The organism is Anaerotaenia torta (assembly GCF_050433395.1).
Taxonomy (GTDB): Bacteria; Bacillota; Clostridia; order Lachnospirales; family Lachnospiraceae; genus Mobilitalea; species Mobilitalea torta.
This window is the reverse complement of the sequence record NZ_JBNPXH010000007.1, coordinates 150,540-177,450: the sequence shown is the minus strand read 5'-3', so window position 1 is coordinate 177,450 and position 26,911 is coordinate 150,540. Positions and strand designations below refer to the sequence as shown.

Annotated in this window: 17 protein-coding genes; 2 read left to right on the top strand and 15 right to left on the bottom strand. The window is 39.3% G+C overall.

The features are described 5' to 3' along the window. Window positions 1-2: 2 nt before the first annotated feature. The 12 genes from HNQ56_RS13070 to HNQ56_RS13015 all read right to left on the bottom strand — a co-directional run bounded on the left by HNQ56_RS13070 (window position 3) and on the right by HNQ56_RS13015 (window position 18,907). Entirely contained in the window at window positions 3-2,306 is a 2,304-nt protein-coding gene (locus tag HNQ56_RS13070; RefSeq protein WP_429146793.1) for a DUF5696 domain-containing protein, read from the bottom strand. Window positions 2,307-2,518: 212 nt separating this feature from the next. After that, window positions 2,519-4,606 carry a hypothetical protein gene (locus HNQ56_RS13065; protein WP_429146791.1) on the bottom strand — a complete coding sequence of 696 codons (2,088 nt, stop codon included), beginning with the start codon at window positions 4,604-4,606 and terminating at the stop codon, window positions 2,519-2,521. A gap of 11 nt (window positions 4,607-4,617) precedes the next feature. After that, window positions 4,618-5,511, bottom strand: coding sequence for a carbohydrate ABC transporter permease (locus tag HNQ56_RS13060; protein WP_429146788.1), 894 nt, complete (start codon window positions 5,509-5,511; stop codon window positions 4,618-4,620). Window positions 5,512-5,559: 48 nt separating this feature from the next. Beyond that, window positions 5,560-6,315, bottom strand: a complete 756-nt coding sequence (locus HNQ56_RS13055) for a carbohydrate ABC transporter permease (protein WP_429146787.1) — start codon at window positions 6,313-6,315, stop codon at window positions 5,560-5,562. A 187-nt stretch (window positions 6,316-6,502) separates the two neighbouring features. Continuing rightward, window positions 6,503-9,502: an extracellular solute-binding protein gene (locus HNQ56_RS13050; protein WP_429146786.1), complete on the bottom strand. Its 3,000-nt coding sequence runs from the start codon at window positions 9,500-9,502 to the stop codon at window positions 6,503-6,505. A 125-nt stretch (window positions 9,503-9,627) separates the two neighbouring features. Continuing rightward, window positions 9,628-11,139 carry a hypothetical protein gene (locus HNQ56_RS13045; protein ID WP_429146783.1) on the bottom strand — a complete coding sequence of 504 codons (1,512 nt, stop codon included), beginning with the start codon at window positions 11,137-11,139 and terminating at the stop codon, window positions 9,628-9,630. 80 nt (window positions 11,140-11,219) lie between these two features. Continuing rightward, complete coding sequence (locus HNQ56_RS13040; protein WP_429146780.1) at window positions 11,220-12,092, bottom strand: ABC transporter ATP-binding protein; 873 nt, start codon at window positions 12,090-12,092, stop codon at window positions 11,220-11,222. Between the two features lie 4 nt (window positions 12,093-12,096). After that, window positions 12,097-12,777, bottom strand: a complete 681-nt coding sequence (locus HNQ56_RS13035) for an ABC transporter ATP-binding protein (RefSeq protein WP_429146777.1) — start codon at window positions 12,775-12,777, stop codon at window positions 12,097-12,099. A gap of 12 nt (window positions 12,778-12,789) precedes the next feature. Beyond that, on the bottom strand, window positions 12,790-15,417 hold the full coding sequence (locus tag HNQ56_RS13030) for an ABC transporter permease (RefSeq protein WP_429146774.1): 2,628 nt from the start codon (window positions 15,415-15,417) through the stop codon (window positions 12,790-12,792). 215 nt (window positions 15,418-15,632) lie between these two features. Continuing rightward, the gene (locus HNQ56_RS13025; protein WP_429146772.1) at window positions 15,633-16,727 is read right to left on the bottom strand and encodes an efflux RND transporter periplasmic adaptor subunit; all 1,095 of its coding nucleotides are present in this window, start codon (window positions 16,725-16,727) and stop codon (window positions 15,633-15,635) included. Further along, window positions 16,717-17,817 carry an efflux RND transporter periplasmic adaptor subunit gene (locus tag HNQ56_RS13020; RefSeq protein WP_429146770.1) on the bottom strand — a complete coding sequence of 367 codons (1,101 nt, stop codon included), beginning with the start codon at window positions 17,815-17,817 and terminating at the stop codon, window positions 16,717-16,719. Before HNQ56_RS13020 ends, HNQ56_RS13025 begins: the two co-directional genes overlap by 11 nt. Before the next feature lie 16 nt (window positions 17,818-17,833). Beyond that, complete coding sequence (locus HNQ56_RS13015; RefSeq protein WP_429146768.1) at window positions 17,834-18,907, bottom strand: efflux RND transporter periplasmic adaptor subunit; 1,074 nt, start codon at window positions 18,905-18,907, stop codon at window positions 17,834-17,836. Window positions 18,908-19,506: 599 nt separating this feature from the next. Here HNQ56_RS13015 and HNQ56_RS13010 point away from each other — a divergent pair. After that, window positions 19,507-20,574, top strand: coding sequence for a carbohydrate-binding family 9-like protein (locus HNQ56_RS13010; RefSeq protein ID WP_429146765.1), 1,068 nt, complete (start codon window positions 19,507-19,509; stop codon window positions 20,572-20,574). A gap of 33 nt (window positions 20,575-20,607) precedes the next feature. Continuing rightward, window positions 20,608-21,633 (top strand): LacI family DNA-binding transcriptional regulator, encoded by a 1,026-nt coding sequence (locus HNQ56_RS13005; RefSeq protein ID WP_429146762.1) that lies wholly within the window; start codon window positions 20,608-20,610, stop codon window positions 21,631-21,633. Window positions 21,634-21,713: 80 nt separating this feature from the next. Here the strand turns inward: HNQ56_RS13005 and HNQ56_RS13000 are convergent, their stop codons facing one another. The 3 genes from HNQ56_RS13000 to HNQ56_RS12990 are packed head-to-tail and all read right to left on the bottom strand — an operon-like array spanning window position 21,714 to window position 26,911. Beyond that, window positions 21,714-22,904, bottom strand: a complete 1,191-nt coding sequence (locus tag HNQ56_RS13000) for a hypothetical protein (protein WP_429146759.1) — start codon at window positions 22,902-22,904, stop codon at window positions 21,714-21,716. 39 nt (window positions 22,905-22,943) lie between these two features. After that, window positions 22,944-25,475, bottom strand: coding sequence for a transglutaminase domain-containing protein (locus tag HNQ56_RS12995; protein ID WP_429146756.1), 2,532 nt, complete (start codon window positions 25,473-25,475; stop codon window positions 22,944-22,946). 35 nt (window positions 25,476-25,510) lie between these two features. Then, entirely contained in the window at window positions 25,511-26,911 is a 1,401-nt protein-coding gene (locus HNQ56_RS12990) for an alpha-L-fucosidase (RefSeq protein WP_429146754.1), read from the bottom strand.

The following is a 26,911-nucleotide window of genomic DNA, read 5'->3' as shown; positions in this document are numbered from 1 at the left end:
CGTTACTGTACCACAAAGCGATTGGCAGGTACTAAATGTCCATCAATATCAATATCTTCCATACTGTAATTGAGATACACCTTTATCCCGTTGGAATAAGTCACAACACGAATTTTATTGTCACGATTTATAATCTCGTGATGTATCATGGATGCATCTTTCACTTGTTGGTAAAAAGCATTATAGATCTGGTAATACTCTCCAACCGTATCCTTCCATTTTTCGTATTTAGCGGTATAGATATGATCTGCTTCTGTATCTTTTAAGATAGAAATATCCTCATACATAAAACGAAACTTTAATGCACTTTTCGTTTCAATTGCTTTCATCACTGTGTTCCATACATCATAAGTGTTGTCATTGATAACCTCTGAGGAATAAATAATATAGTCCTCCAACACCAATTGTACGAATGGAATAGAAGCATCAAACACCTTCATTTTGCTACTTTCCATCGGCAAATCGGTTATTAAATCTACCGCTCCATATGCAGATACCATTGGATCTGACAGCATAAGATTGTACCTTGAGCTAAGCTTCTCCAATGCTTCCATATAATAGGGTGCTGCATTGGTCATTGAGATTTCTTCATCCTTTTTGTAAGTTCCTGAGATAAAGGTTAAGAAATCATCCGATCCTATATTGGTCAGTCCTAGTTTTTGATAGGATTTTTGAAAACCATCAATATACTTTGGTAAATATTTGGGATTTAATATATACCTGGGATAGTCGCTTTCTTTGATGGCACTATATTGTATTGGCTCAAAATCATAAAGCTCCGCTACCTGCCCGCTAATAAAGAAGGCTCTCTTATTTTTCGGTAATCCCTTTGATGTAGATGCCGTTTGCAGCCGGACGTCCGGATATATTTGGGCACCTATCCTATTAGCTGTTTCAATTAATGATTGTAATCCTTTTTTTCCACCCAGACGGTCTGATATTTCTACTTTCCTGACAGATCTTTGATTCAAGCCGCCATTTACAATTCCCTTATAATCCACAATCATATTTTTAATTCCCATACCGGATAAATGAGTGAGAATCTCTTCTGCCTGATCAAAGGTTGTTAAAGTTGCTTTCCCCTCGTACGGAATTCCCAGAAAATATTCTGTTTTATCTACTTCGCCTAGAATTTCTGCAAAAAAATTTGCGTCGCTTACGAAATCATACTTGGTTAATCCCCTGTTTTTTTGTAAATAATTAGAATAAGCTTTGGCCATGGAAGAATAGTCCGCCTTCTCACCCGATAAAAACAGATAACGAATTTGAATATCCCCACTATAATAATCCGGACTTGCTTTCTTCAATGTATAGTTTGTTATAGCTCCTGAAAAGCTGGATAATGTTTGATCTTCGCGAATGGCAAAATTTAAGCTGATTCTGCTGTACGGAATTCCATTAAATGCACCATTGGCATAAGCACTTAAGGTTGCTGTTTCCGCACCCTTTTCTATGATACCTAAAATTGCTTTATTTCCCACCTTCATACCATAGATTGGCAGATTCATAGATCCATTGCTTGTAGTATAGGAATCCGCATTAATTAATACATCACCGCCAAAATATCTGGAGGTATATTGATATTCATTTATTTTTTTATTATCAAGATAGATTAATGCGCCGCTTCCATCCGGTATGAATAAATAGCCATCTGACTTTTCTTTTGTCGACAGAAAATATGGTAAAATATCTAGGGATTTTAAAGGAAAATCTTCACTGTATGCAATTTCCTTCGTTGGAACCCGAACAACCAAATCCTCTCCATCCAGAAAGTAATCCATTGTCATCTTAATAATCTGTCTTTGCGGTGTTTCATCCGCTTTATTATATTCTATATTATCTTTTTCCAGTTCGTCATAGGTGTACTTACCTGTCTCATAAAACAAACGGTATAACTGGGGGGCTGCCATACCGGCCAAAGGGCTTTCTTCATTGGCTTTTCTCGCATAAACACCGCTTTTCGTTAAACGATATTGTTTTAATACGGTCTTTTGCTGTGCAGCATCAAGATATCCCAGTACCAGCTCATTCATTCTTGCTTCTGAAATATAAGCAGGAAAATCCTTATAGGTTACTTTATCAGAACCGATATCATATACCACACGAATTCCGTTATCAATCCATTCATAGGATATGGTATCCATTTCAATACCATAAGTATAAGAATCCATGGAACTATAAGAGGTATAGGGCTGTGATACAGATCCGGTGTAATAATAGGCAACTAGATCAGACTTTAAGGTGGGATTGGCTTGTTCCGGGTCAAATATTTTATTATCTATATATTCCTCTGAGTCTTTATCCATCCACCGTATGGTACCATTGGAGGGATTTAGCATCAGGAGCATCTCCTCTCCTTCCCCAATGGTCACAAAATCATTGCCGCTTAAGGAAGCCTCCTCTCCTGGTGTTCTCTCAACGTATTTGTTAATAGCGGCTTTCTCAGAACAAGCCGTAGTAAAAAGCAATATTGCTGCTATTATTGTAAATAACCTTAACTTTTTCATTTGCCGCCTCCTTATGCATATAATAATAACTCATCTATTATTGTACCAACATCATTAATGAAGCCGCTGATTAAGGTTAATAATAGAACAGCAATAAATATAATAATAACCATAGCGACTAAGCTAAGCACAATACTTACCAGAGCCTTTGAAAAACTAAATTGATGTACCATAATCAGCCCAATGAAGGTATAGAACAAATAGAATACAAAGGGCAGCACATAAAAGAAACGAATGATCCCAATTTCTTCATAAATGGAAACTCTGGATACTAATATGGCAAATAGGGTGATGTAAATCCCGGGATATAGTGCATACATATTAACCTTAAATATGTTTATTAAAGTTCCCTTTCCATCAATTAATACCCCAACTGCCCAATTCGCTGCGATAAATACAAGATAAGGAAATACAGAGCTGATTAATATCAATGGTATATTAATATTATTGATATCTGCCATATTTAATAAAAATCCGGTATATCTGGTATTAATAAATTGCACGAAAGCAAATAAAACCAGAATAACCCAAGCAAAAGTCAAACTGCCCGCATTCTCATATTTCACATCATCAAAGGCTTTAAAGGGATGGGATAACATATAACCAGGCCATCGAAAGCAAGTACTGCGAAGACTCCGAAGAGCATCGATATATTTCTTATTCTCAAGGACTCCTTTTTTCTTGAGTCTCCTGAGAATAGCCTTTATGACTCCAATGATAAGGAAGAAAATAACAGCTCCCAGCAGAATAGACCACATATGATCTTCTAAATACTCTGCCCGGATCATTTCATAAGCAGCCGAGTAATTCTTTCTTTCGCCGGTTTCTTTAAAGCTTACCAGGGCACCTTCATAATCTCCTGCGCGAAGCTGATATTTTCCCAGCCCCATATTGACTACCAGGGAATATGGATTTAGCTCATAGGCTTGATACCAATATTCTGCTGCTTTTTCATAATCGAATACACTTTGCTGTCTTAACCCTTCATTGATTAGCGCACCATACTCTGTAGGCACGAAAACTTCAATCGAGCAAGTAACCAAATCGGCAATCATGATTCTATCGCCCATAAATACCACATCAACAGGACTGGAAAGATTTCCTTCTCTCTTTCCGCTGCCACCCAGAATATAAGCTAACAGTCCATCCTCACTATAAACAAATACTCTCGACATGGAAGCATCTAATACTGCAAACCTGCCATCCTCTGCGGCAGCGATATTGGTAAGGGTGGATATTGTTCTGTTTCCGGTATAGTCTCCCATGGGGGGATTAATAAACTCATAGGTTTCCAGTATATCCTCCCCCTTGGAATTAAGCTTGCGTACCGGATTTGTACTGGTATTATCCTTTACCGTAGCTAAAAGGAAACCATCCTTATCCAAAGCAATATCACTATAGTCCGTTGGTAACCATAATGCCATTCTTGAAATCTGTTCCTCTGTGGCAATTATGCGATAGAAGATATCTAGGAAGGAGGGATGCACTTTATTTGCTCCGACAAACCGGTTGAAGGTACCATTTGGATTTAATTCTATAATGCCTTCATAGATACTTTTCGCTTTCACATAAATTCTTCCGTTGGTATCTACCACCACCTTCGTCGGCGCATATTTTACGTTTTCTAGGCCTGCAATTTTAGGGTCTGATAAAGCCCGAATAAAATCTCCTTCCGAATTAAGGTGGATGATTTCTCCCATATCTTGTTCGGTGAAATAAATATCACCCTCCTTGGTAACAAACACACATTTTGGCGCTTGCACCTTCACATCCTTACCGCTTCGTTCATAGGAATCCAAAATCCTTACGGTATTAAATTCCTCATCGGTAATTACTATGGAACCTGTCATAGCAATATAAATTCTGCCATCCGTATAAAATACATCCGATATATTGGAAATTGCCGGGATTCCCAGATCCGCGGCCCGAATACTTCTCTCCCATTGATACGCATCCGGAACAGGAATATCTTTATCCCAAATCGAGTATTGATAGCTGTCGGCAGCCGCCTTTTCACTATTTATACTTCCAGCCATGAGAAACAGAATAAGCAGCCCCAGGATTTTATGTATTGGTTTCCTTGATTTTCGTAATTTCACTCCCGCACCCCCTAATCCTTCATTCCTGAGGTAGCCATTGTTGACAGTACCTTAGTCTGCATGATTAAAAATACACTTACCGGTATAATAAACATAATTACGGATGCGGCTGCTAAAACACCGCTTCTGGCTACACTCAGGTTGCTTACACTGGATAACTGTGTAAGCATATACCCAACGCTCTTCAAGGTTTCTTTGTAGATATACTTGTCTCCTGTATTCACCCATAAGGTTTGGAAGATTAAGATAAAAGCAGTGATCCATGCCGGCTTAATCAATGGCAGAATAATCATTCTATGTATCCTGAATTGTCCGGCGCCGTCAATCCTCGCCGCCTCAATTAAACTGTCCGGTATTTGTTCCATAAAGTTTTTCATCAGATATAATCCCAGGGTAGAAGCAAAGGTCGGAAAAATAATTGCTCCATAGGTATCGATTAACCCTATTTTGGAGATGGTGATAAAGTTTGGCACCATGGTTACTGTGGTGTTAAACATCAGGGAGTACACAATTAAATTTGAGATTAATTTTGATCCCGGAAAACGATATTTCGCTAATGGATAAGCGCACAGGGAAGCCACAATGATATGCCCTAAGGATCCAATCACCACCGTGAATAAGGAATTAAATAAATATCGCTCAAAAGGTACCAGGGTATTTGCTAAAATCCGTATTAAATCCGAAAAATTATTTACCGTTGGATTTTGAACAAATAATTTGGGAGGAAACATATACATCTCATTTAATGGCTTCAGAGCCTGATTTAGCATATACAAAACCGGAAAGAAAAATAAGAAGCCTATGATAAAAAGAAAACAAATCAAAAACAGGTCTCCTCCAAAGCTCCTGGAACTTTTTCTTGCCGCACCTTTTATATCTGGATTTCGTTTAAAACGAATTTTCATACTGCATCTCCTCGTCTGATAAATTAATTCCTATTTGTTTGGCTTTCCTCATGTACCAACCTTATGCAGCAGCTTTTGAATTAAAAGATTACATAAAATCATCAGAAAAAAGAGTATTACCGCTATGGCACTGGCACGGCCCATTTCTAATCTGATCAGACCATAGTCATTCAAATGATTAACAATCGTATGAGACGCATAATTGGGACTAGGGAAACCTACCAGGCTGTCGGCTGTACCTCCGACAGATAATGCACCCGTAATGGACATAACCGCACCAAACAGCAGCTGGGGCTTCATATTGGGCAGGGTAATAAACCATAACTCCTGCCACCTGTTTCTGATGCCATCGATGGCAGCCGCTTCATATTGAGCTTCATCAACACCTTTAATACCGGCTACAAAGGAGAGAAACCCCACTCCTAAACTCATCCACAGGGAAACAATAATAACAATTGGCAGTATAGTAGCTGATTCTGACAGCCAAAGGACTGCCTCATCAATAATTCCCAATTTCAGCAAAATACCATTTAAATAACCGTTGGCATCATTGGAAAAGATCAATCCAAAGATGATAACCACATTACCTGCCATGGAAGGTGCATAGAAAACAACTGTCAAAATAGTGCCCAGCCAATGAGGCAATTCATTGATCATCCACGCCAATAAAAAGGAAAGGATATATCCTAAGGGGCCGACAAACACAGCAATAATAAATGTATTTTGAATTGCTTTAATAAAAATCGTGTCTTTTAAAAACAGCTTGCTGTAATTGGCTAAACCTATAAAATCAGCTTTTTCCAATACATTATAATTAGTAAAGCTGTAGAAGATCGCCTGCAGCACCGGGTAAACTGAAAAAATTAGAAAAAATATAAGGAAAGGAGTCATCATGACATATAATACCCGGTATCTTTTCATTTCATTTAAGGTGAGCTCCAGATACTTCCTTCTTTTTAAATTTGCTTTCATCTTGCCGCTTCTCTCCTTTCTATGGTTCCAGATCAAATTCTTCACGTTTATTTTTAATTTCTTCATTGATATACCGAATCTGTGCATATAGGGTATCTACTGCATTTAACTTCTTATCAATAACCGCTAAGAAGGCATTTTCCACACTTCTTCCTGTAATATATCCGCCGGGTATCTGAGGTGTCCCGCGAAGCCAGGATAAGGTTTCTTCGATTGTTTCTTCAAAGCCCAGCTCTTGATTCAGCTCTTTCAATGCTTCTACATTCGCAATCGGATAATTTGCCGCATCACCCAGTAATGCTTTCAATTCTGTCGCATATTGTAATTGTACTTCTTTGGAGGTCCACCATTTCAAGAATTCCCATGATTCATCCGCAGAATCATTCTCCTCGATTTTTGCTTTCAGCATCATTGCGGAGCCAACCATACAGGCGGTAGAGCGATTTATGGTTCCATCCTCCGCCATGGTGCCCGGTAAGGGAGCGATGGACCATGCGCCGTCAATTTCAGGAGCCGCCGCATTGATTGAGTTAATATAAGAATAATCTTCAATAATGACAGGAACTTCACCGGTACGGAATCTGGTAACCACACTCATGGTCAGATCAAACCCTTCTTTCGTATAATATTCTGTCCATTTCTTAAAGGTCAGAAGGGAATCCAGACTGTCCAAATTGGTGGATTTCCCATCTGCACTATATAATGCCTGCCCATTTTGGTACAGCATGGATAAAAAGATACTATTTACAGGCTTAGTAACCGTTGAGCTATACCCGCCTAAAACAGTATGTCCTGTGGTTACAAAATAGATATCCATATTTTCAGCCTGCAGAAATGGGATCAGCGCTGATAATTCTTCCCATGTATCAGGAATGCTAAGCCCCATTTTATCTAATATGTCCTTACGATAATAAAGAACGGGAAAGGACATCAGATCCGGGAGCCCATAATATCCCCCCTGATATTCAAGATATTCCATGGCTCCGGCTGAAAATCGATCTTTCACCTCTTCAAAATCCGGGAAGCCGGACAAATCATAAGCCGCATTTCGATAAGCAAAGTTGGAAGGCATGGTATAATTTAATTGAATTGCAACATCCGGACCATTCCCTGTTAAGGATGCCGGCATAACGGTTTCCGCACTGACCATTTTTAACTCAACACCAAAGTCTTTACCGGCAAAGGCATTGTTCACCAGCCTTTGTGCAATATCATACTGGTCTCTCGTAGCTGCCATCCACACCTCGATTACCTTTTCCTTTTGACCTGAATCCGCCAGCTCAATGGTATAATCATTGGTAAAGGAACCAATAAACGCTTTTGCTTTATGTACTAGCTGCTGAAAGATATTGCCCTCTGCCTTTGGAAGATCATAACCTTCGCCGCAGATTAATAAATAATCGATGGTCAATGGCTGCCGTCCCAGTGCTAACATCCATTCACTGATGGCTGTAATATTGTCATTATAATTTTTCAATTCCCGGGATATCCGGTCAGGCTTCCTAATTATTTTTTCCAATAAGAGAAGCATTTTAGATATTTCTCTGGTTTTGGTGCTGCTTTCTATGGTATCTCCCAAGGACTCCATCACTTTGGTTAAGCGATGGTACTCTACCAATAAGATATCCTCCATGTCAGGTACTAACGATACGATATCGTAGTCTCGATAATCATCCGGATCGCTTCCCATAACAGCTACCAGTCTTCGATATAAGGCGTTAAAATTTTTTACTGCTTCTACGGTTTCTGTCACCACATAGGATAGATCTCCCAGGGAAACCGTCATGGTAAGCAGATTATCCCCTTCCTCAAGATAAAAATAATAAGCTCCCTGCTGATCACCAAAATATTCTATTTGAAACCTTGAGTCATAGTAAAACTTTAATTCCGCCGCTTCCGAAAATGGAATCGCTCCATTTACTTTTAATTCGCGTAAGGAGTAGAAATCCCGATTCTCTGTTTGCATAAAACGGGCTGCAATACGGTATAATCCACTTTGTTCCACTTTTACTTTCCAGCTGATACTAAGCCCCACCTCAGACCAGGCACTTCCGCCTATTGTATTTAAGACAATATTACTGGAATGATACGGAACGGTTAAAGCGGAAGATCGGTCATTTTCCGGCAACAATATCCCATTGGATTTGTAATAGGTATCTTCTCCTTGTATACAAATAGCTCCGCCGGTTATATCAGTATCACTAATTCTTTTCGCTCCATTCTTCTCCCAATGATTGAGATAAGTGGTATAATCAGGAACCTCACTCACCGGAATTAGCTTAATATATGAAATTTCTAACGTTGATTTCACGGATTCCAGCGTTAAAATATTATTTCCTTTTTTAAGATAATATTGAAAAGGACCACTGACTGATTTATCTGCACTTTCTAACTTCATTGAGGTCCATTCCGGATTTTGAATTTGGCCGGGTGTCGCTTGATTCTTTTTCACATTCATTAAGAAATCCTTATTGCTGTCTACCCACATTCGTTGAAAAGTAAGTCCTTCTGACTCTTGAAAAGGCAGTTCTCCATTAATATACAAATTACGTATAATTGCAGTATTACTGTCAGCCGTAGGATAATATCCTACTTCGATATGGTACATCCCACTTTCCTTCACGTCAATCTGATAACTTATGCTTCCGGTGCTTCCTGTCGTTACACTGCCATCCTCTTGATCTGACAGTTCTTTTAATGAACTTTCGTAATAATCCTTGCCCATTACCAAGATTTCATCTCCAAGGGTTGGATCTTGCGGTCCAATTTCTTTCATACGGGATAAATATTCCCCATAGGACGGGATATCACCTTCCTCCTCAGCCAGATGATACTCCCTAGACAAAATAGAGGCCCGTACAGATTGATTATATTTCTTATTATGATGGGATAAGGCAATCACACTGCTTAACAGCAGAATAATTACGATAAAAAATATAATTATTTTTCTTTTTTTATTTTTCTGTAACTTCTCTTTATTCGTCATCGGCTTTGAATTCTGAATTAGCTTGTTTTTCATAATTTAATCTCCATCTTCTACTGAAACGAATAGGTATCTATTGCTTATCCAATCACGTAATCTGTCACACTTTGTTTGATATTGTAGGGGAGCTAAGGATGCTCCCCTACAATATCAAATAATTATTATTTTACTAATCCAACTTCCTGCAATGATGCTTGAGCTTCATTATAATAAGATGCTAAGGTAGAACGGGCATCCGTATTCTCCATATAGATATCCTGGAATGGTCTCCATACCTTCATAAGACCTGCACTGTCTAAGGACCAGCCTAAATCAGCCTTATATCTTCCATGTGCCCAGTCATATAATTCGATATCCTGTTCTGTATAGAAGCTTCTTGGCTCGCCAAACTCTGCACCAATGTTAGCTTGCACTCCGCCTTGTTCATCCAGATATGCCTGATGCATCCATTCCTTACCGTCATCAGAAATTGCATATTGATAATCCTGAGCAATTAAAGCCAATACCTCACCTGGAATTCCGGTCTTATCTACAGCAGCCTTTACAACCGCATCCATGCCCCAATAAGCACCTGCTACCCTATAGTTATCGCTTAAGGTTGTGTAATCCCCTGTACAAGTTACATTAGAACCCCATGGCCAGAAAACGATACCATATTCAAATCCCAAACCGCCTAATTGCCATGGTTCTGCTCTTTTCAGTACAATTCTCTCATCATCCACTGCATATGCAATATCATTCTCAGTGACTTTTCCTTCGGCATCTCTGATCAGATAAGAAGGGAACGCAATTCCTGAATCCATTAATTCACGATAGAATTCAGTAGCTTCAATCAACGCTTCGTCCATATATCCAATCTTGCCGTCGGAATTAAAAATATAACTGCCATTTGCAGCCGCAGCCATTACGCCCCAATGGAACGGATATTGACCTATTGCGTATTTTCCGTCCGGCAATTTAGATTGCAATTCCGCTAAGTAAGCCTTCGCATTTTCATAATCCCATTTGCCTTCCATAAACATATCCGTAGGGGTCTTTTCCATACCAAGTTCTTTCAAATAGTTTCTATCATATACTAAAGTCCAGGCATCACCGATATTTTCATAGGCCACACCGTATACTCTGCCTTTCCAGGATGCTACATCAGTATAAATAGAACCTACTTGCAATAAATCCAGGTAGTCGGTTAAATCAAACAGAATATCATTTAAGTAACTGGTTACCATACTCTCCGGGTTTAAATTGATAATATGAGCTGCCGGATCACCTGCCGCGATGGATGCGATTAAGATATCATCATCATTATAGCCGTCATAACCTTCCATCTGAGCTAACTCTAATTTGATATTGTATTTTTCTTCTACAAATGTCTTCGCCTCTACACGAACGATATCGTCGGTGCTGTCAACATTATTCCATGCAGATCCAAATACTTTAACTGTTACTCCGCCAAAATCATAGGTTACTTCCTCGGGTTCAGGTGCTTCAGGTGTTACTTCTTCCGCGGTATCTTCCCCCTCTTCCTTCTCCGGGGCAGTTGTTGGTGTAGGATCAGTTTGCCCTGCGGTATCCTTAACATTATCCTTGCCGGCATCCTTACCGCATCCTGCCAATGACAGTACTAACGCAAGTGCTAGTACCATAGCTAAAATTTGTTTCATTTTTCTTTTCATAACTTACCTCCTTTTATTTTACCTTTATGAATAAACAGCGAACTGTTTATTTTCCATTTCATCGGCTTATCTCCTGCCTGCTATTTCTCTGCTGCAGCTTCCGGCAGTATGATAATTTCACCTTCACGGTAGTCAATTCTCACCCGGTTTCCGGTGATTTTAGCAGCCTTAAGCATCTCCTTTGGCAATTGGACCCTTCCTGCCTTATCCAGAATGGAATACTCTTCCTTCTCGGCAATCCCTTTCATTTGTTCCATCTCCGACTGATGTATTACCCTATTCAATAGTTCACTGCTGATTTTTCCGTCTCTTATGGCTGCAACACGGTTCACCTTGCTTGCAAGCTTCATATCATGGGTTACAATAATGATTGTTGTTCCAAATGCCTGATTAATCTCTTTTAAAACGGAAAAAATATAATCTGATGTCTTTAAATCTACTGCACCTGTGGGCTCATCCGCCAATAATAATTTAGGGTTATTTGCCAACGCAACAGCAATTGCAACCCTCTGCTGTTCCCCTCCTGATAGCATAAGGGGGTATTCATTTTTCTTGTGTTCTAATCCCATTAATTTAAGAAGCTCAAGGGCTCTTCTTTGTTTTACTTGATTCTTTTCAAACATCATAGGCAGCTGGACATTCTGAAGTGCCGTCAGATAAGATATCAGGTTTCTTCCATTGCTCTGCCAGACAAAGCCTACGGTACGCCTTTTATAATCAATAATTTCTTTTTTATTCAAGCGGAATAAATCCTTGCCGTCTACATAAAGCTTTCCTGCGGTGGGCCGGTCTAAGGCTCCAATCATGTTTAAGAAGGTTGATTTTCCGCTTCCGCTGTTTCCGATAATCGCCATTACTTCTTTTTCCTGGATGGCAATATCCAGGCCCTGGAGAGCCATTACCTCTGTCTCAGAGGTTTTATAAATTTTAACCAGATTATCACATAGTACCATTGGATTACCAGCTTCCAACTATCTCACCATCTTCCAATTCATAGCCCTTATCCCCCAGTTCCATGATACCGGGATCATGGGTCGTCATCACGATTGTTAAATTTTCACTTCTTACGATATTCTTCAGCATTTTGATTACCTGCAGGCCCGTATTGGTATCAAGAGCTCCGGTGGGTTCATCCGCAAACACAATACTTGGCCTGTGCACAATGGACCTGGCTATTCCAACCCGCTGCTGTTCACCGCCTGACATCTGTTCAGGCATATGGTATATTCTCTTCTCAAGCCCAACCATCTTAAGGCATTCGATTACACGTTCCCTGCGATCCCCCTTATAAGCAGATAAACGAAGTGCGAACTCCACATTCTCATAAGCAGTCATCATGGGAATTAAAGCTATGGATTGAAAAACAAATCCCATTTTATTTCTTCTTAACAGGGCTCTTTTGCCGTCATCCCAATTTCCGATATTTTCTCCCTGGAATAAAATCTCTCCCTCGGTGGGCATATCCAGTGCACCGATTAAATTTAACAAAGTGGTTTTTCCTGATCCTGAGCGGCCCTTTAAGATTGTTAATTGCCTTTGCTGAATTGTTATATCTATCTTTTTTAGCGCTGAAAACATGGTGCCGTCAGACAACTGAAAATCTCTTCCCACCTCTTTTGTTACTATAATAGGTTCCATCAAATTCTTCTCCTAATCCTCACCAAGCTTTAGAGCTTGTGTAATCTTTGTTTTGGAAATAAGAACTCCTAAGATTCCAATACTTACGATAATCATAACGGAAACCACTAAAATAATTTGTATCGTATCCTGTGTCCGGTTGATCACCGTCAAAGGAAGGATATTCTCTTTACCGGCATAGGCAATCTGAATTAACGGAACATATAATTTGGATGTAATGATTCCCACCAATACCCCGGCTATTACGGACGTCCCTGTGATGAAAAGCTGTTCATTAATGAGAAGCTCCATAATTTCCCTCATCCTCATTCCCATAGCACGAAATATACCAAATTGCAGGGTTCTGGATTTAATGGATAAAATCCAGAAAATAAAAAACCCTATGATGCATAATAATAATACGGTTATAAATCCAACGGTCAGCATTCCATTGGTCCCCTGCAGCACCGCGTCATTTTTATGATCAATGATAGCCTGAGCAGCATCACTATAATAGCCGATTGGTACCCCTGTTTCTAATAAATAATCGTATACTTCCGAGGATTTTCCATTCGCCTTTATATATATGTGATAGGGTACTATCCCCATCAGGGACTGTAAATGGGAACGGTGGGCAATGATCAGATAATTCTCAGCATTCAGGGTTGTTCCTCTATATTCTATGACAGAGGCTGGATTAAATCGCGGCCAGTAGTCCACAAATCCAAAAATAATTCCTCTTGTCTGATATCCATTCACTGTATAATACAAGGTATCACCTAATTGATAACCCATTTCCTTACGAAAGCTCTCAGATACTAAAACCCCATAGGAACTCTGGTTCATTGCATTCAGATAATGGAACCAATGGGTATCTAATAGTTCGCCGGTGAACCAAGCGGTTTCTCCAAACTCCCTGGTGTCAATTCCCATTAATTCAATTTGCCTATTGCCATCTACAGCCGCATTCCCCAGATAAACCTTTGCTGCACTTTGCACTCCCTTAATCTTTAAATATTTATTAAAATCCGGTTCCTGGTAGGATAACCGGGTTGTTCCGGTACTGTCTGCTGCCACTATCTGCTGATTATCTCCCCATATTTCCTGCAAAACAATCTCAGCACCATTTCTGTAAAGGATATTATTTTCATCATTGGCATTAATTGTTCTTGCAATTTGTACATTAAATATTCCCAGTGCAATGGTTAAAATCAAGAACATTACAATAAAGTTTTGCTGATGGCGGAACCTTATTACCCGGATAAAGGATGCATATAACGGGGGATTCCAAAGTTTTTTACCAATAATAAAAATAAGCTTAACCAAAGCCGGTATTAGTCTAATTACAAGAAATCCTGCTCCCAGAATAAATAACGAGGAAGAAAAATACAGTAATGGATCAAGGCTCTTACCTTCCAAAATCTGCTCTGTCAATTCCGCTTCTTTTCCGTGAAAACGAAGGTAACCATATCCACCGATCAAAATCGGTATAAAATCTAACCCCAGCCTTCTCCCAATTGGCAAACTGCCACCGGAACCCTTCTTTTGCTTGTGTTCTACAATAGTTCTATCCCCATACCGTAATACCGGTATGATTGTAACAATCATAAAAACCAATAAGGAAATGAAACAACATAGCAGGATATTTTTATTCCATATAGTAAAATATAACTTTTCTCTAATTACAAATTCCATAAATCCATTGGAAGATCCAAGCACCTGACAAAGTAAAATACCTATGGGAATACCCAGGATACAAGAAGCAATTCCAAGAATAAGACTCTGTTCCATATATAGTAAAACGATACGGCGCTTTCCAATCCCCCTGCTTTTCATTACTGCTAATTCCGTATGCTCTAATGCAAGTAACTGTTTACTGACCATCATGATGAACGCTGCCAGAAGAACTAAAATTGGCATCTGTAGAATCCATAAGGTCTCCCCCGTTGTATTCTCTTCCTGCTGAAACTGCTGCAATGCCTCTATGTAATTATCCGCAAAAGTGACCGCCGTTTGCTGCTGATCATAGGAATGATATTCCTCCGTCACATTGATTAGGTTTATCATTTGTTCTGTCGTTAAGTTATGATAGTCAAACAAAATCTCCCAGGTTCCCCTGAGTGAATAGCGAGGAGCATCAAAATCCACAAATAATTCTTCAAATAACTCTTGGGACATAAATAACGTGGTTTCATAACTGCCGGGATCTTTCACCCAATAAGCATCCCTAACATCACTGTATCGGAAGACACCGGCAATTTGTACCTGAACCTGGTTTCCGTCTTTATCTGATAGATTGGATATATCTATGATTTCACCCAATAATAATTTTTGTGCTGCAAGCATTTTTTCACTGACTATTACCGATATAATTCCATGATTATCTCTGTTTCTTTGATATACTTCTCCGCTTACCAGTTCTATATGTTCTTCTAATTCGCTTAAATATCCCAATTGTAATTGAAGTATCTCTTTTTGATTGTTTCTGGTGATCTGCGGAATGGATTTTGCAGATATACTATAATGAGTAATGAATTCCTTATATGGTATTCCGGCTTTTTTCCCCATACTTGCGGCCATGTTCTGTACTTCTTCAAACACTTTGCCGCTATGCCTGTTCTTGGATACCACGGTGAGGCTGGAATTTAGTGTCATTTTCATTGGATACTCATTATGTTCTTCCATATAATAATCCATTTTCCTCGATAGCATTCTCTTCCATATACCATCGGAATAGTAACTGATACAGCATATAATAGAAACAAACAGTACATTTCCTATTAAGATACATAACATTAACCACTTTTTACTGAGTATTTTCTGTAATAAGAACCCCAACATGCTACTGACTCCTATGTAACCGACTTATCATCATACTACTGTAATACTATCTCCCAGCCTTCTGCCGCACCATCTAAGATACAGACATACTCACTATTGCTCAGGCCGGCTGTGATATATCTTTTTTTAACCACTCCATCCTCCAAAAGCAATACATAATTCTTACCTTTTTCATTATAAACTCCTGAGCGGTTAACCATCAGTGTCTGTTCCACCTTATGAATACCGGCTTTCACCAGAATATTCTCTAAAGTCTCCAGCTTCACCGAATTATCCTTTAAAACCACCAGCGCTGTGTTCTGCTTTAAAGGCTCGCTCAGCACCTGGTCGGACTGAATCACTACCCCCGGGTATTCCTGCTTTTGCCCGGCTTTGCCTGCTTCCACTGTGACTGTCATGTTGTAATATAATTGCTCTTTCTCGTCCGTCACTTGGATATAACGTTCCTCCTCCGAATGCATCATTACAATCCAGCGTCCCCCTTCTATTTCATCGCCTTCTTTCATATAAGCCAGCTTATCGATAGATCCATTCATCGGGGCATAAATGGTATTGGTATTCTTTGCATTATTCCATAGTTCAATTTTGTTTTCTAACTGCTCTATCTGTTCTGTTATATTGGTATGGGATTGCTGATATTGACTCCCTGCCTCTTCCTTCAAAAGCCGGTATAATTCTTTTTCTTCTTCCGTAGCTTGTGCTATGAGCTGATCCAGCTTCTTTCTGTCAGCTTCATATTGTTTGGTCAAGGAGTCCAATTCCTTTTGATACATTTCGGCTTCAAGAAGCCATTCTTCTTTTTCCATATCAGAAACGGAAATCTTACACTCCGCCAGGGGATCTCCCTCCTTCACAAAATCTCCCTGTTCAACCATATATTGATAAAAAACAGCATTTTCCTCCGGGAAGGATAAAGCCACACTGCTGGTATAGATAACAGTACCTTTAAAGGACACCACATTCTCATAGGTTCCTTTTAAAACCGGTGCGGTACGCAGAGCGATTTCATTCTGTACCAGATTATCTCCAATGACATAAGTCTCTCCTGTTTCCTCTGCTGCTTTATTGCAGCCTGTTAATAATATAAGGAAGCATAGAAGGCCCATCCCGATTAACATCTTATTTGGCAACGAGAACAACCTCCCCTTCTTGTATATTAGAGGTTATTTCTACATAAGAAGCTGTCATCAGCCCGATTTCTACTCTGGTTATCTTCCACTCACCCCCGGATAACACATAGATATAATAACCTTCTGTATCTGAATATAATGCATCCACCGGAACATAGTTAACCTTCTCCCTCTTTTGAACAACCATATAGATTGGGATATAGTCTCCTGCTTCTAAGACAATATCATTATCGCTTAGCCGGAAATCGGTTTTTCCTTCGGAGCTGCTGATATAACTTAGGATATTATCATTTTCCTCTGTTTCATCCTGTACCAATGTCACTTTATTTCCATGTATCATTCCATAGACTTCCTTCGCATTAGTTAGTGCATGATTTTTTAAGTAAGAGCACTCAAGAATTTTCTTCTCCGTAGCAAGGATACATACGACGGTCGCAGCGCTTATTTTTTCACCCTTACTGCTTCCCTCCCGATAAACAACGGTTCCGTCTTCCGGTGCTGTCACTACAAAGAAATCCTCATTCTCTATTCCATCATATTGTGTCAATCCTTCCCGGTTCGCCGGTGATAATGAGTCCGGCTCATAATCCAACCCTGTGAGGGCATTTAGATATTCCTTCTCTAATTCTAATTCCCTCATATCCAATAGTATTATTTCAAATTCAGCGGAGGATGTATCCTTTCCCGCCTTTTTCAAAACCTTTAATTTAGTCTCTAATATAGTAAGCTTCAGCTCTATCTCTTGCAGCCGGTATCGGACATCCTCCTTATCCCTGTTCCAGTCACTTGATACGAAATCATTCGTTTTATAAAGTACTGCAATAGCATCCCCCTCCTTCACATAATCTCCCAACGATACACTCCATTCTTTCATTATCCCTGTTCTTGGGGCTGCTATTTCTATTGTTTCAGGCTTAATAACGCCATCATAATACTCCATCAAAGCCAAATCTCCCGTTGTAACAACGGCCGTATCTTCTTGTGTTTTTATTGACTCGCTTAATACTGGAAGGATAGCCCCGGCTCCGGAACACGAGGTTAAAAAAACAAGTAAGAAAGCAATGGCAATTCCCGCAATTCTTTGTTTCATAATACAATCTCCTGAATTAACCGACAATTACACGATCACCCTCATTTACTCCATTCATAATTTCTATATATCCATCGGCTGAAAATCCGGTATTCACTTCTTTATAATCGCGAATTCCATCCTCGTTTAAATAGAATATGACTGGCTGCTGATCCAGTACGGTAATTGCTTCTTCTGCTACAAAAAGAACATTTTCCCGTTTGTCAATGGTTATTATGGTAGTTCCTTTTTCCCCGGCGCTTATTTCTCCGCCGGAATCCACTAATTCAAAATATACTTCGTGATCCTGTTCTTCTATCTCAAGCTTTGATGCTTCTACTACCCGAACCAGATATTCTTTTTTATCTACCTGTATTGTCATTTCACTGCCTTTGACAAAATGCTCAGCATATCCGGTCTTTGCATAAAAATATCCATCCTTATCATCGGATATGGTGATGAATTTGCTGCCTCCATAGGAAGTATGACCCGGTGATATTGGTTTCAAATAAGAAACAATGCCATCAACTGAGGTATATATTCTGCGTTTCTCCACCTCTTGCTTCCATTGATGAATTCTATTATTCAACACTGTTATTTTATATTCCTCTTCCTGAATACGGCAATCATAATCCCATCTGATCTCCTCTGCCGAAGGAATAAATTGTTGTTCCAATTGACTTAGCTCCTGTAATTTAAGTAATTGTTTCTGTACTGCTGTATCCGCTTTTTTCTTAAGATAGGTAACATATAATATTAACTTATCTCGTTCAGCCTTGGCTCCTTGAATACTGGCAAGATAATCATCTACATATAATTCAGCCAATAAATCTCCCTTCTTCACCCGATCCCCTTGCTTCACATAAACTTTACCATAAGGTTCACCTGCTATGACGAAACCATAATCCTCCTGAGTAAATGCCATATAGGAACAGACAATCTTTTCCTTATGTGCCAATGTTCCCTTTTGGACTAGTACATATTCATAATCAACTTCATAAGAGGATAATAAAAGAGAAGTATCATGCTCAAGCTCCCTGGGTAATAGATTACAGGAACACAATAGCATGGCAACTGCTATTATACCGCTAAACCTGTTCCACCGTTTCACAGCATCTCACCTCATCAAAATATCAATAGGATGTTTTTGTAAATCATTTTGTAAACTAAGATTTAACGTTTTTTAATATACCCATGTCGAAAAATCCATCATTTTAACTTATATGTTTACATTGCTTATTTACAACAACATTATATTACATCAAAAACACCCCTGCTGTCAATATATATTTACTGATTTTCAAATTTAATTTAAAACTTATTTGTATAATATGCACAATGCATTTGAAATAATCTATTTTTAACATTTTGAACAACATTAAAGCAATTAATTTAACATTATTTTATTCCAGGTATAACCATATGTTTTTATTAATATTTATTACATTTATTATTACAGTATGTGATTTTGTAAAAGCTTCCTTTACCATTTCGCATTCCATCAATCTCTGCCGATGTTTTTAGAGTAAATGTTAATTATAATTTGCAATTCATTTTTCTTAGCCCGATCTTGGATTATTCGATTTTTTATATACATTGCACTGTTATATTAACAACTATAATGTTAATTATTTTGTTGCAATTGTTAATGCTCAATGTTATAATCTAATGAAAGAAATTTAATAATTTTCCAAATAGAAAGGAATACATATGAACGTTTCGTATCGCATACCTATTCCGGCCGTAGATTTTACACCGCCGGTATATACTTGCAAAAGAGCAACGAAGCCTTTTGTTTTGGATGGTAATATTGAGAAAGAATTCTGGGCGGACGCAGCATACACAGATTATTTTCTGGACATCGAAGGTTCTCACATGCCTGCACCCAGATATACTACCAGGGCCAAAATGCTATGGGATAACCAAAATTTGTATTTTGCAGCTCGGTTAGACGGCCCTGAAATTTGGGCTACATTGACAGAACGGGATTGTGTTATTTTTTACGATAATGATTTTGAAATTTTTATTGATCCCGATTCAGACACACAACAATATTATGAATTTGAGATGAATGCCCATAATACTGTTTGGGATTTACTCCTTACTAAGGCATACAGAGATAAAGGTAAACCGGTAAATGGTTTTGATCTGCACGGTATGCAAAGTGCGGTCTATATTAACGGTAAGCTTAACGACCCTTCTGCGGATAATTTATATTGGTCCGTAGAGGTTGTTATTCCATTTGCTGCTCTTTATGAATGTGCTCAATATAATCGGATACCAAAAAACGGTGAATATTACCGTATTAATTTTTCCAGAGTACAGTGGAAGGTTGATCATATAGATAATAGCTATATCAAGCAAATCAACCCTGAAACCGGAAAACATTATCCCGAGGATAACTGGGTATGGGCACCTACCGGGGTGATTAATATTCATTATCCTGAATTATGGTCCTTCGTCTTCTTCTCTGATGAAAGCAAAAACGAGGAAGGCTGCATTATTCCAGAGGATGAACGTATCAAATGGGAGTTAAGAAAACTCTATTATGCGGAACAAAGTTATTGGGATGAAACAGGACATTTTACCAATTCCTTGGACAGCCTTACAGAAGTATTAAGGAGACTCAGCCCAGTTGAATGTAACAAAACTGTTAAACCACTGTCTTATGTCATAGAGACAACCTCTCATTCCTTCGAGATCCAATGTCCTAATTATGACAATACAGGTATCATAGCGATATTTTCCGATGGAAAAATCGAGTGTATTTCACATTAACAATATTGAGAAGGGAATAGATTGGAGGTCCATATGAAAAAAATCACTATGCAAGATATCGCTGATGAACTTGGTATATCCCGTATAACTGTATGGAAAGTGTTAAAAAGTAAAGAAGGTGTATCCGATAGTCTCTGTACCAAAATCATCACAAAAGCCAAGGAGATGGGGTATCATGTACCGAACGATTTAAAAATTATAAAAGAAAAAACCCTAAGACCAGAACTGACCACTATTTCCGTTGCAGTATCCAGACCAGAAACAAGTTTATTTTGGATTACGATTATTCATGAAATCGCCAAAGAAATTGCAAGATATAATATTAATTTAACCTATACCTATCTGCCCACCGCAGTACCGCCGGATTACGTACTTCCTCCTATGCTGACAGACGGCACAAAAAACGGTATCATTATACTAAATGTATACGACGAAAACCTGCTGCTCGCCTTAAGTAAATTACCTATTCCAAAGGTGTTTATGGATACTGTCAGCTCCATCCCCTTCAGCGAATTAAATGGTGATTTAATTCTTATTGACGGCAAATCCTGTGTATCCGAAATTGTAGACTACATCATCGAAAGAGGAAGAACGAAAATAGGCTTTATTGGAGATATTAAATATGCACAAACAAATTATGAGCGTTACCGAGGTTTTGTTCATTCTATGGAAAGCCATAATTTATCCATACAATCAAAATTCTGTATGACAGGCCCTATCGGTATTGATACTTATAAAGAAGAAATAGATGAGTTTCTAAAACGTATCACGGATATGCCAGAAGCCTTCATTTGCGCAAATGACTATGTAGCCAGCTTATTATATCAATTATTAACACAGCAGGGCTATCGTATCCCTGAGGATATTGCAATCACAGGATTCGATGGCAACAGCGAATTCCAAGGAAGCGCCGAACTGACTACCGTGCAGGTACACAATAAAGATATTGGCATTCGTTTGGCGCGCCAAATCCTGTATCGCATAGAGCACCCTGATGCTTGTTATGAAATAACCTACCTTCGATCTGATGTAACCTATCGTAATTCAACTAATTTTTAATTAAGTTAAGGGGCTGTCGCAAAATAGACTTGCTGAAAAATATTGCACAAAAATGCGGCAGCCCTTCCTTGTTTTATACATTATTCCATATTAGAATAATTAATTTCCGTCAAAAACTGATAGTTATAGTCTCCTCGTTCATTGGTTGTATCATAAATCAGTTCTTTCGACAATTTAGGCATAACTTCAAAGGTACCCTTTGGTGTGACCAACCGAATCGGAGAAAACACATTTAACATTTCTTCATTGACAAGAATTGAGAATTTCCCATCCACCGTATCTTTTTCAATGGTAATCGTATTATTTTCTTTATTGTAATTAGCCACTATTTCTCCCTCTGTGACGGAACGAGATGCCTTCAACCAATAAAAACAAGTATGATTGCGTAGGTCAGCGCGATTACCAAGATCCCATACCACACGGGCAGGCAAGGGATTTCTGGTGTATCTCTCCAGGAAGTGTATTGCGTTGGTATCCATTGTAATTGTTTCCGCCACTTCCTGCTTATACCAGGCAAGATTGTCAGCATATACTATTTGCAGATTTAATTTATTGTCGTCAAAATTATGCCCTTTTTGGTAATGAATAAAAACATTATGGTGATAGCCTCCTCCATAGGTCTTACTCAGTTCATCTAATTTAAAATCATATTCTGCCGTAACCTTATGACGGTTATACGCATAATCCAATTCACCCACTTGAAGTTGTATCGGTGTATTATATAGATTAGTCACACTAGTTCCATTATGATGACCTGCCGACATATGTGCAGCTGCAAACCGGTCCGCCATACGGGGTGCCACAAGATAGGCGCCGTCACCCCCTGCGGAAAACCCCATAAGGTACACTCTGTTAGGATCTACATTATAAAAGATAATCATATTCTCAATTAATCTATCGTACAAAGGGAAAGATTCCGGATTTCCATGAGTATCCCATGTATCCCTTACACCTCTTGGATTTACATAAACACCACTGGTAATCCCCATTTTATAATAACCAGCCATATGCTCCCATTGCTGATTATTAATATCCGGTGTATCCCCATAACCGCCGCCATGCAAAGCAATAAATAAAGGATATCCATTTTCACCGGGTTCCCCTATGATCTGAAGACCATATTTCATCTCTACATCCTGATATTTCATAACACGGCTCTCTACTTCATTTTTTCTAACCTCGTCTTCAAATTGTTTTTGAAGGTACTCCCTCCATATCTCTTTCCGCACTTTATAAGCAGCTTCCCTATCTGATAGATTTAATTCTGTCATAGTCATTTCCCTCCCATATTTTTTGTCCTTCTCCTCGTGTTAACCGATCACCCTTGCAAACATATCAACACTGCCTACTTGATATCCGCAGCATGCATAGAGACCCTTTTGATGTCCTTCCATAACGATACAAACCGGTAATTTCTTTTTATCCACCCCAGTTATTTCTTCTAATAAGGATAATGCCTCATCATTTTCATCCTTCCAGAAAGAAAGATTATTGTATACATTACATACTTTTATAAAGGTATCATCCTTAAATTCCTGATCATCCTTAACAACAATATGTATATTACTGTTTTGCAAACCTGACATCTTAGCCATTTCCAACATTTCATTGAACAAATGCTCCGTAGGTTCCTTTCCGGCCTCAATAAATAACAACAGATTTTTTCCTTCCCCACAGAGATATCTTGATGAAACAACTTCCCCTTCTAAGGTCTGAAGAGAAAAATCACCCAGTTCATAATCCATGCGTAATTCCTTAGGGTCTACTAAATCGCTGTATAAATTTACTTCCTTTTGTTCCCCTTCCTGTAAAGCAAAATAGTATTCAGCACCAATAATACTTCCGCTGGCCATTCGTTCATTGGTCAAAATTCTATATACTCCGGGCAGCAAGGTAAAACAAAGTTTATTCTCGGTAAATTCTTTGTTCCACAATTCAAGAGTCTCATAGCTTCCATCTTCTTTTCTATAACCCAGCGTAAATTGCTGATAGCAGAGCGGTATCTTGCCCTCCGTAACACTTAATTGCAGGTGAGCCGCTTTACGTTGTTTTTCGTCAACAAAAACAAATTTCTCTCCATCAAAATATTGCGGCTCCAGGTAAAGCTCATCCAACCTTGCAGCTAATCCATAAGTACGGCAAATGGCTACAAACAATACTTTCTTACTCATAGGCGTTCCAGCCTTCACATTCATGGTGCTTTCCGGTGTTCCAATGATGGTTCCATATTCCCTTTCCGGATAATAGGTGATTTCACTTTGAATGTATTCCCATAATTTCTCCGGATGCTTCGACAGCTCTTCTCCCCTATGTCCAAATTCATTTCTTATATAGGCTCGGAAAGCAGAGATTTTCTCCATATATACATTGGGGGATAATACATAGCGCGAGAAGATTTCATCCTCATAGTTACCCTGATATTGAAACCCCTCCAGATGACTGATTAAAACCTCTGCCTTTGTATCTCTGAAATCCTTTCTTGCCAGTACGGATAAAAGAAGATCCTTTTGTTCCAAACTATGCCCTGATACTTTTTCTTCCAGAAACAATCGTATTTCATCAAAATTACCTTTTGCTTCGGATAACGCTCTGGCAATACCGGCATAGCTCTCAAACTGCTTTCCATAAGCTTCATCGTAATAAGAATTAATCCGATTCTGTCTTAAGACATCAGCAAGTTTGTTTCTTTCATCCTGTTCCCTTTCTTGTTCCGGTGTCATATCAACGGCACTTACCTCTGCACAATCCGGTGCGCCAATTCGAAACTTATTCCATTGATCAAAATTAAGCTCTTCCTCTCCATCTAATAGAAAGGATATCTCATCATGATCTTTTACGCTGACAATTTTCATCTTTCCCCTGCCATTATGTAATACATGAAGATGGATATCCCCCTTCCCAAGTCTTATGGACACCGTACCTTTCTCATTTGTCTTCAATGTGGTAATCGGGAAAAATTCAGCCGAATTGATTATTTCAAATCTTATCAGGGCGCCTTTTACCGGCTCTCCTTTTTCATTCTTTACTATCACGGTAAAGGGTTTCACCATGGCATACCTGCTGCTATTATTAATTAAAGTAACGGTTCCGTCCTGTTCAGCAATTTCTTCCCCTTCACATCCAAAACCGGAAAACACCCTGGAGTGAACTACCATAGCCCTGGATGCAGCATAGGTAAACCATCCGTTATTAAAAATAGGTTTCGGCTCACAGGCGCCCGTAAAATACCATTGCTCTCCATCCCAGATCTCTACCCATGCGTGGTTAGAGTCACTATGGCTCCAACGAGGTACATAAATTTGTCTCGCCGCTATCCCTACACTTCGTAATATGGTTACTAAAAATGTGGATTCCTCGCCGCATCGCCCAAAACCACCTTTGTAAACAGTGACAGGAGATGCGGTTCGGATTGAAGTGGATCGATAGGTAGCCTGCTCATAACACCAATTATTTATTTCAAGAACTGCCTCCTTCAATGGAAGATCCCGTATTCGATCTTTCACCAAATCAAAGAAAAATCTTCTGCAATCGGTAATATCCTCTGAATTAATACGATGTGACAGCACATAGTTAAATATATAATCCTCCGGGATATCCTTCATATAAAGAGAAGACTCCAGTAAATACGCCGTATGCTTTGCATAGCCATAAAACACATCAAAATCATAAGCACCAACATCACTCAACGGCATATATGCGTACAGATATTTCATAAATAAAGCTTCTTCCGGGGACAGCTTATTGATTCGTTCCTGAATACCCTTGGCCCGATAGCCAAAAAAAGGAATTGCTTGGTTATAATCCTGTTCTATCTTATCAATGGTTTTCCTTTGAAATCTCATGTCATCATCCTCCCATTTAATCCTGCAGCTTCTTGCTATTTTCTTCGAATTCGCAATACCTGGCCAATCGGCACTTCTCCGTGATGCTTCGGAAGCTCTACCTGGTATCCGTCAGAGACCTTTTTGTAGTGTATTGCTTCCTGTGACCCGATCAATTCCATCCTCTCCACCTCGTCAAGGAATGGAAGGAACAATTCCTGTTCTACTTCTCCTTCTTTATCCGGATACATTTTGAAGGCATAAACATATTTTTCTGCCTGCTTCTGCGTAAATGCAATACCGTCCTTTTTATATGGCGCACATACTCTTGTACCGTAAATTCCCTCACCATGAATTGACAGCCACTCTCCCAGCCCTTTCATAGCCTTTAAAGCACCTTCCGGAATACGTCCATCCGGCTGTGGTCCGACATTCAACGCTAAATTTCCGCCCTTGGCTACGATATCTACTAATAAGCATGCCAGTTCTCTGACAGTTTTATAAGTATCCTCATATTTAAAAGAAAAACTAGTCCCCATGGTAATACAGCTTTCCCAGGGAATCATAAGCGGTTCGTCAGGCACACATTGCTCAGGGGTTACATAATTTTCATAGGGACCTCCCACCGTTCGGTCTGCACTTAATACCCAAGGCTGGACTTCCCTTATTTGATCCATTAACTCTCCCAGTCGTATGTCCTGCCCGTTTTCCTTGCATACCCAGCCGGCATCAAACCATAAGATATCTAATTTACCATACTCCGTGGCCAATTCCTTTATCTGGTTATGGGTAAAGTTCACAAACGCTTCCCAAATTTCCGGATTCTCGGCCGGTAGATAGGATGGGCCTCTGGACATAAAGGTACCCGGTTCCCTGCCATTAACCCAGTAAGAAGGAACGGTCCAATCAGCCTTTGAAAAATAAGCCCCTATGCCTAATCCCTTCCAGCGCATGGCATCAAATAAATGCTTGCAGATATTACTGTATTTATGGGTATGAAAAGGGCAATCCGGCGCAGTTACTTTATAATCCGAATACTTAGAATCAAACATACAAAATCCGTCATGATGCTTTGTAGTGAATATAAAGTACTTAAAACCGCCCTCCGCAGCAGCGGATGCCCATTTATCCGGCTGAAACCGAATCGGATTAAAGGTTTTATTTAAGTCAAAATATTGTTTCTTAAAGGTATCGGCATCCACATCCCAGTCCACATCATTTCTTGACCAGTCCCCGTCCCCATCACTCAGCGCCCAGGATTCTACCAGCCCTATCTGTGAATATGCTCCCCAGTGCATCATGAGTGCCAGCTTTTGATCTTGAAACCATTCTAATTGCCTTAGCAGTTCCGGCTCCGTTGGTGCCACATAGGATGCTATACCGCTATAATTATGTACTCCTTCCTTTACAGCCTCCGGCTCCGGTGTTTCTTGAACAAGTCCCTGTTTTTCATCCAT

Bases quoted from the DNA above. Each gene is read 5' to 3' on its own strand.
- HNQ56_RS13070 (WP_429146793.1), bottom strand. From the start codon at position 2,306: ATGGATAAAGACTCAGAGGAATATATAGATAATAAAATATTTGACCCG.
- HNQ56_RS13060 (WP_429146788.1), bottom strand. From the start codon at position 5,511: ATGAAAATTCGTTTTAAACGAAATCCAGATATAAAAGGTGCGGCAAGA.
- HNQ56_RS13050 (WP_429146786.1), bottom strand. From the start codon at position 9,502: ATGAAAAACAAGCTAATTCAGAATTCAAAGCCGATGACGAATAAAGAG.
- HNQ56_RS13045 (WP_429146783.1), bottom strand. From the start codon at position 11,139: ATGAAAAGAAAAATGAAACAAATTTTAGCTATGGTACTAGCACTTGCG.
- HNQ56_RS13040 (WP_429146780.1), bottom strand. From the start codon at position 12,092: ATGGTACTATGTGATAATCTGGTTAAAATTTATAAAACCTCTGAGACA.
- HNQ56_RS13035 (WP_429146777.1), bottom strand. From the start codon at position 12,777: ATGGAACCTATTATAGTAACAAAAGAGGTGGGAAGAGATTTTCAGTTG.
- HNQ56_RS13030 (WP_429146774.1), bottom strand. From the start codon at position 15,417: ATGAAAATGACACTAAATTCCAGCCTCACCGTGGTATCCAAGAACAGG.
- HNQ56_RS13020 (WP_429146770.1), bottom strand. From the start codon at position 17,817: ATGAAACAAAGAATTGCGGGAATTGCCATTGCTTTCTTACTTGTTTTT.
- HNQ56_RS13010 (WP_429146765.1), top strand. From the start codon at position 19,507: ATGAACGTTTCGTATCGCATACCTATTCCGGCCGTAGATTTTACACCG.
- HNQ56_RS13005 (WP_429146762.1), top strand. From the start codon at position 20,608: ATGAAAAAAATCACTATGCAAGATATCGCTGATGAACTTGGTATATCC.
- HNQ56_RS13000 (WP_429146759.1), bottom strand. From the start codon at position 22,904: ATGACAGAATTAAATCTATCAGATAGGGAAGCTGCTTATAAAGTGCGG.
- HNQ56_RS12995 (WP_429146756.1), bottom strand. From the start codon at position 25,475: ATGAGATTTCAAAGGAAAACCATTGATAAGATAGAACAGGATTATAAC.
- HNQ56_RS12990 (WP_429146754.1), bottom strand. From the start codon at position 26,911: ATGGATGAAAAACAGGGACTTGTTCAAGAAACACCGGAGCCGGAGGCT.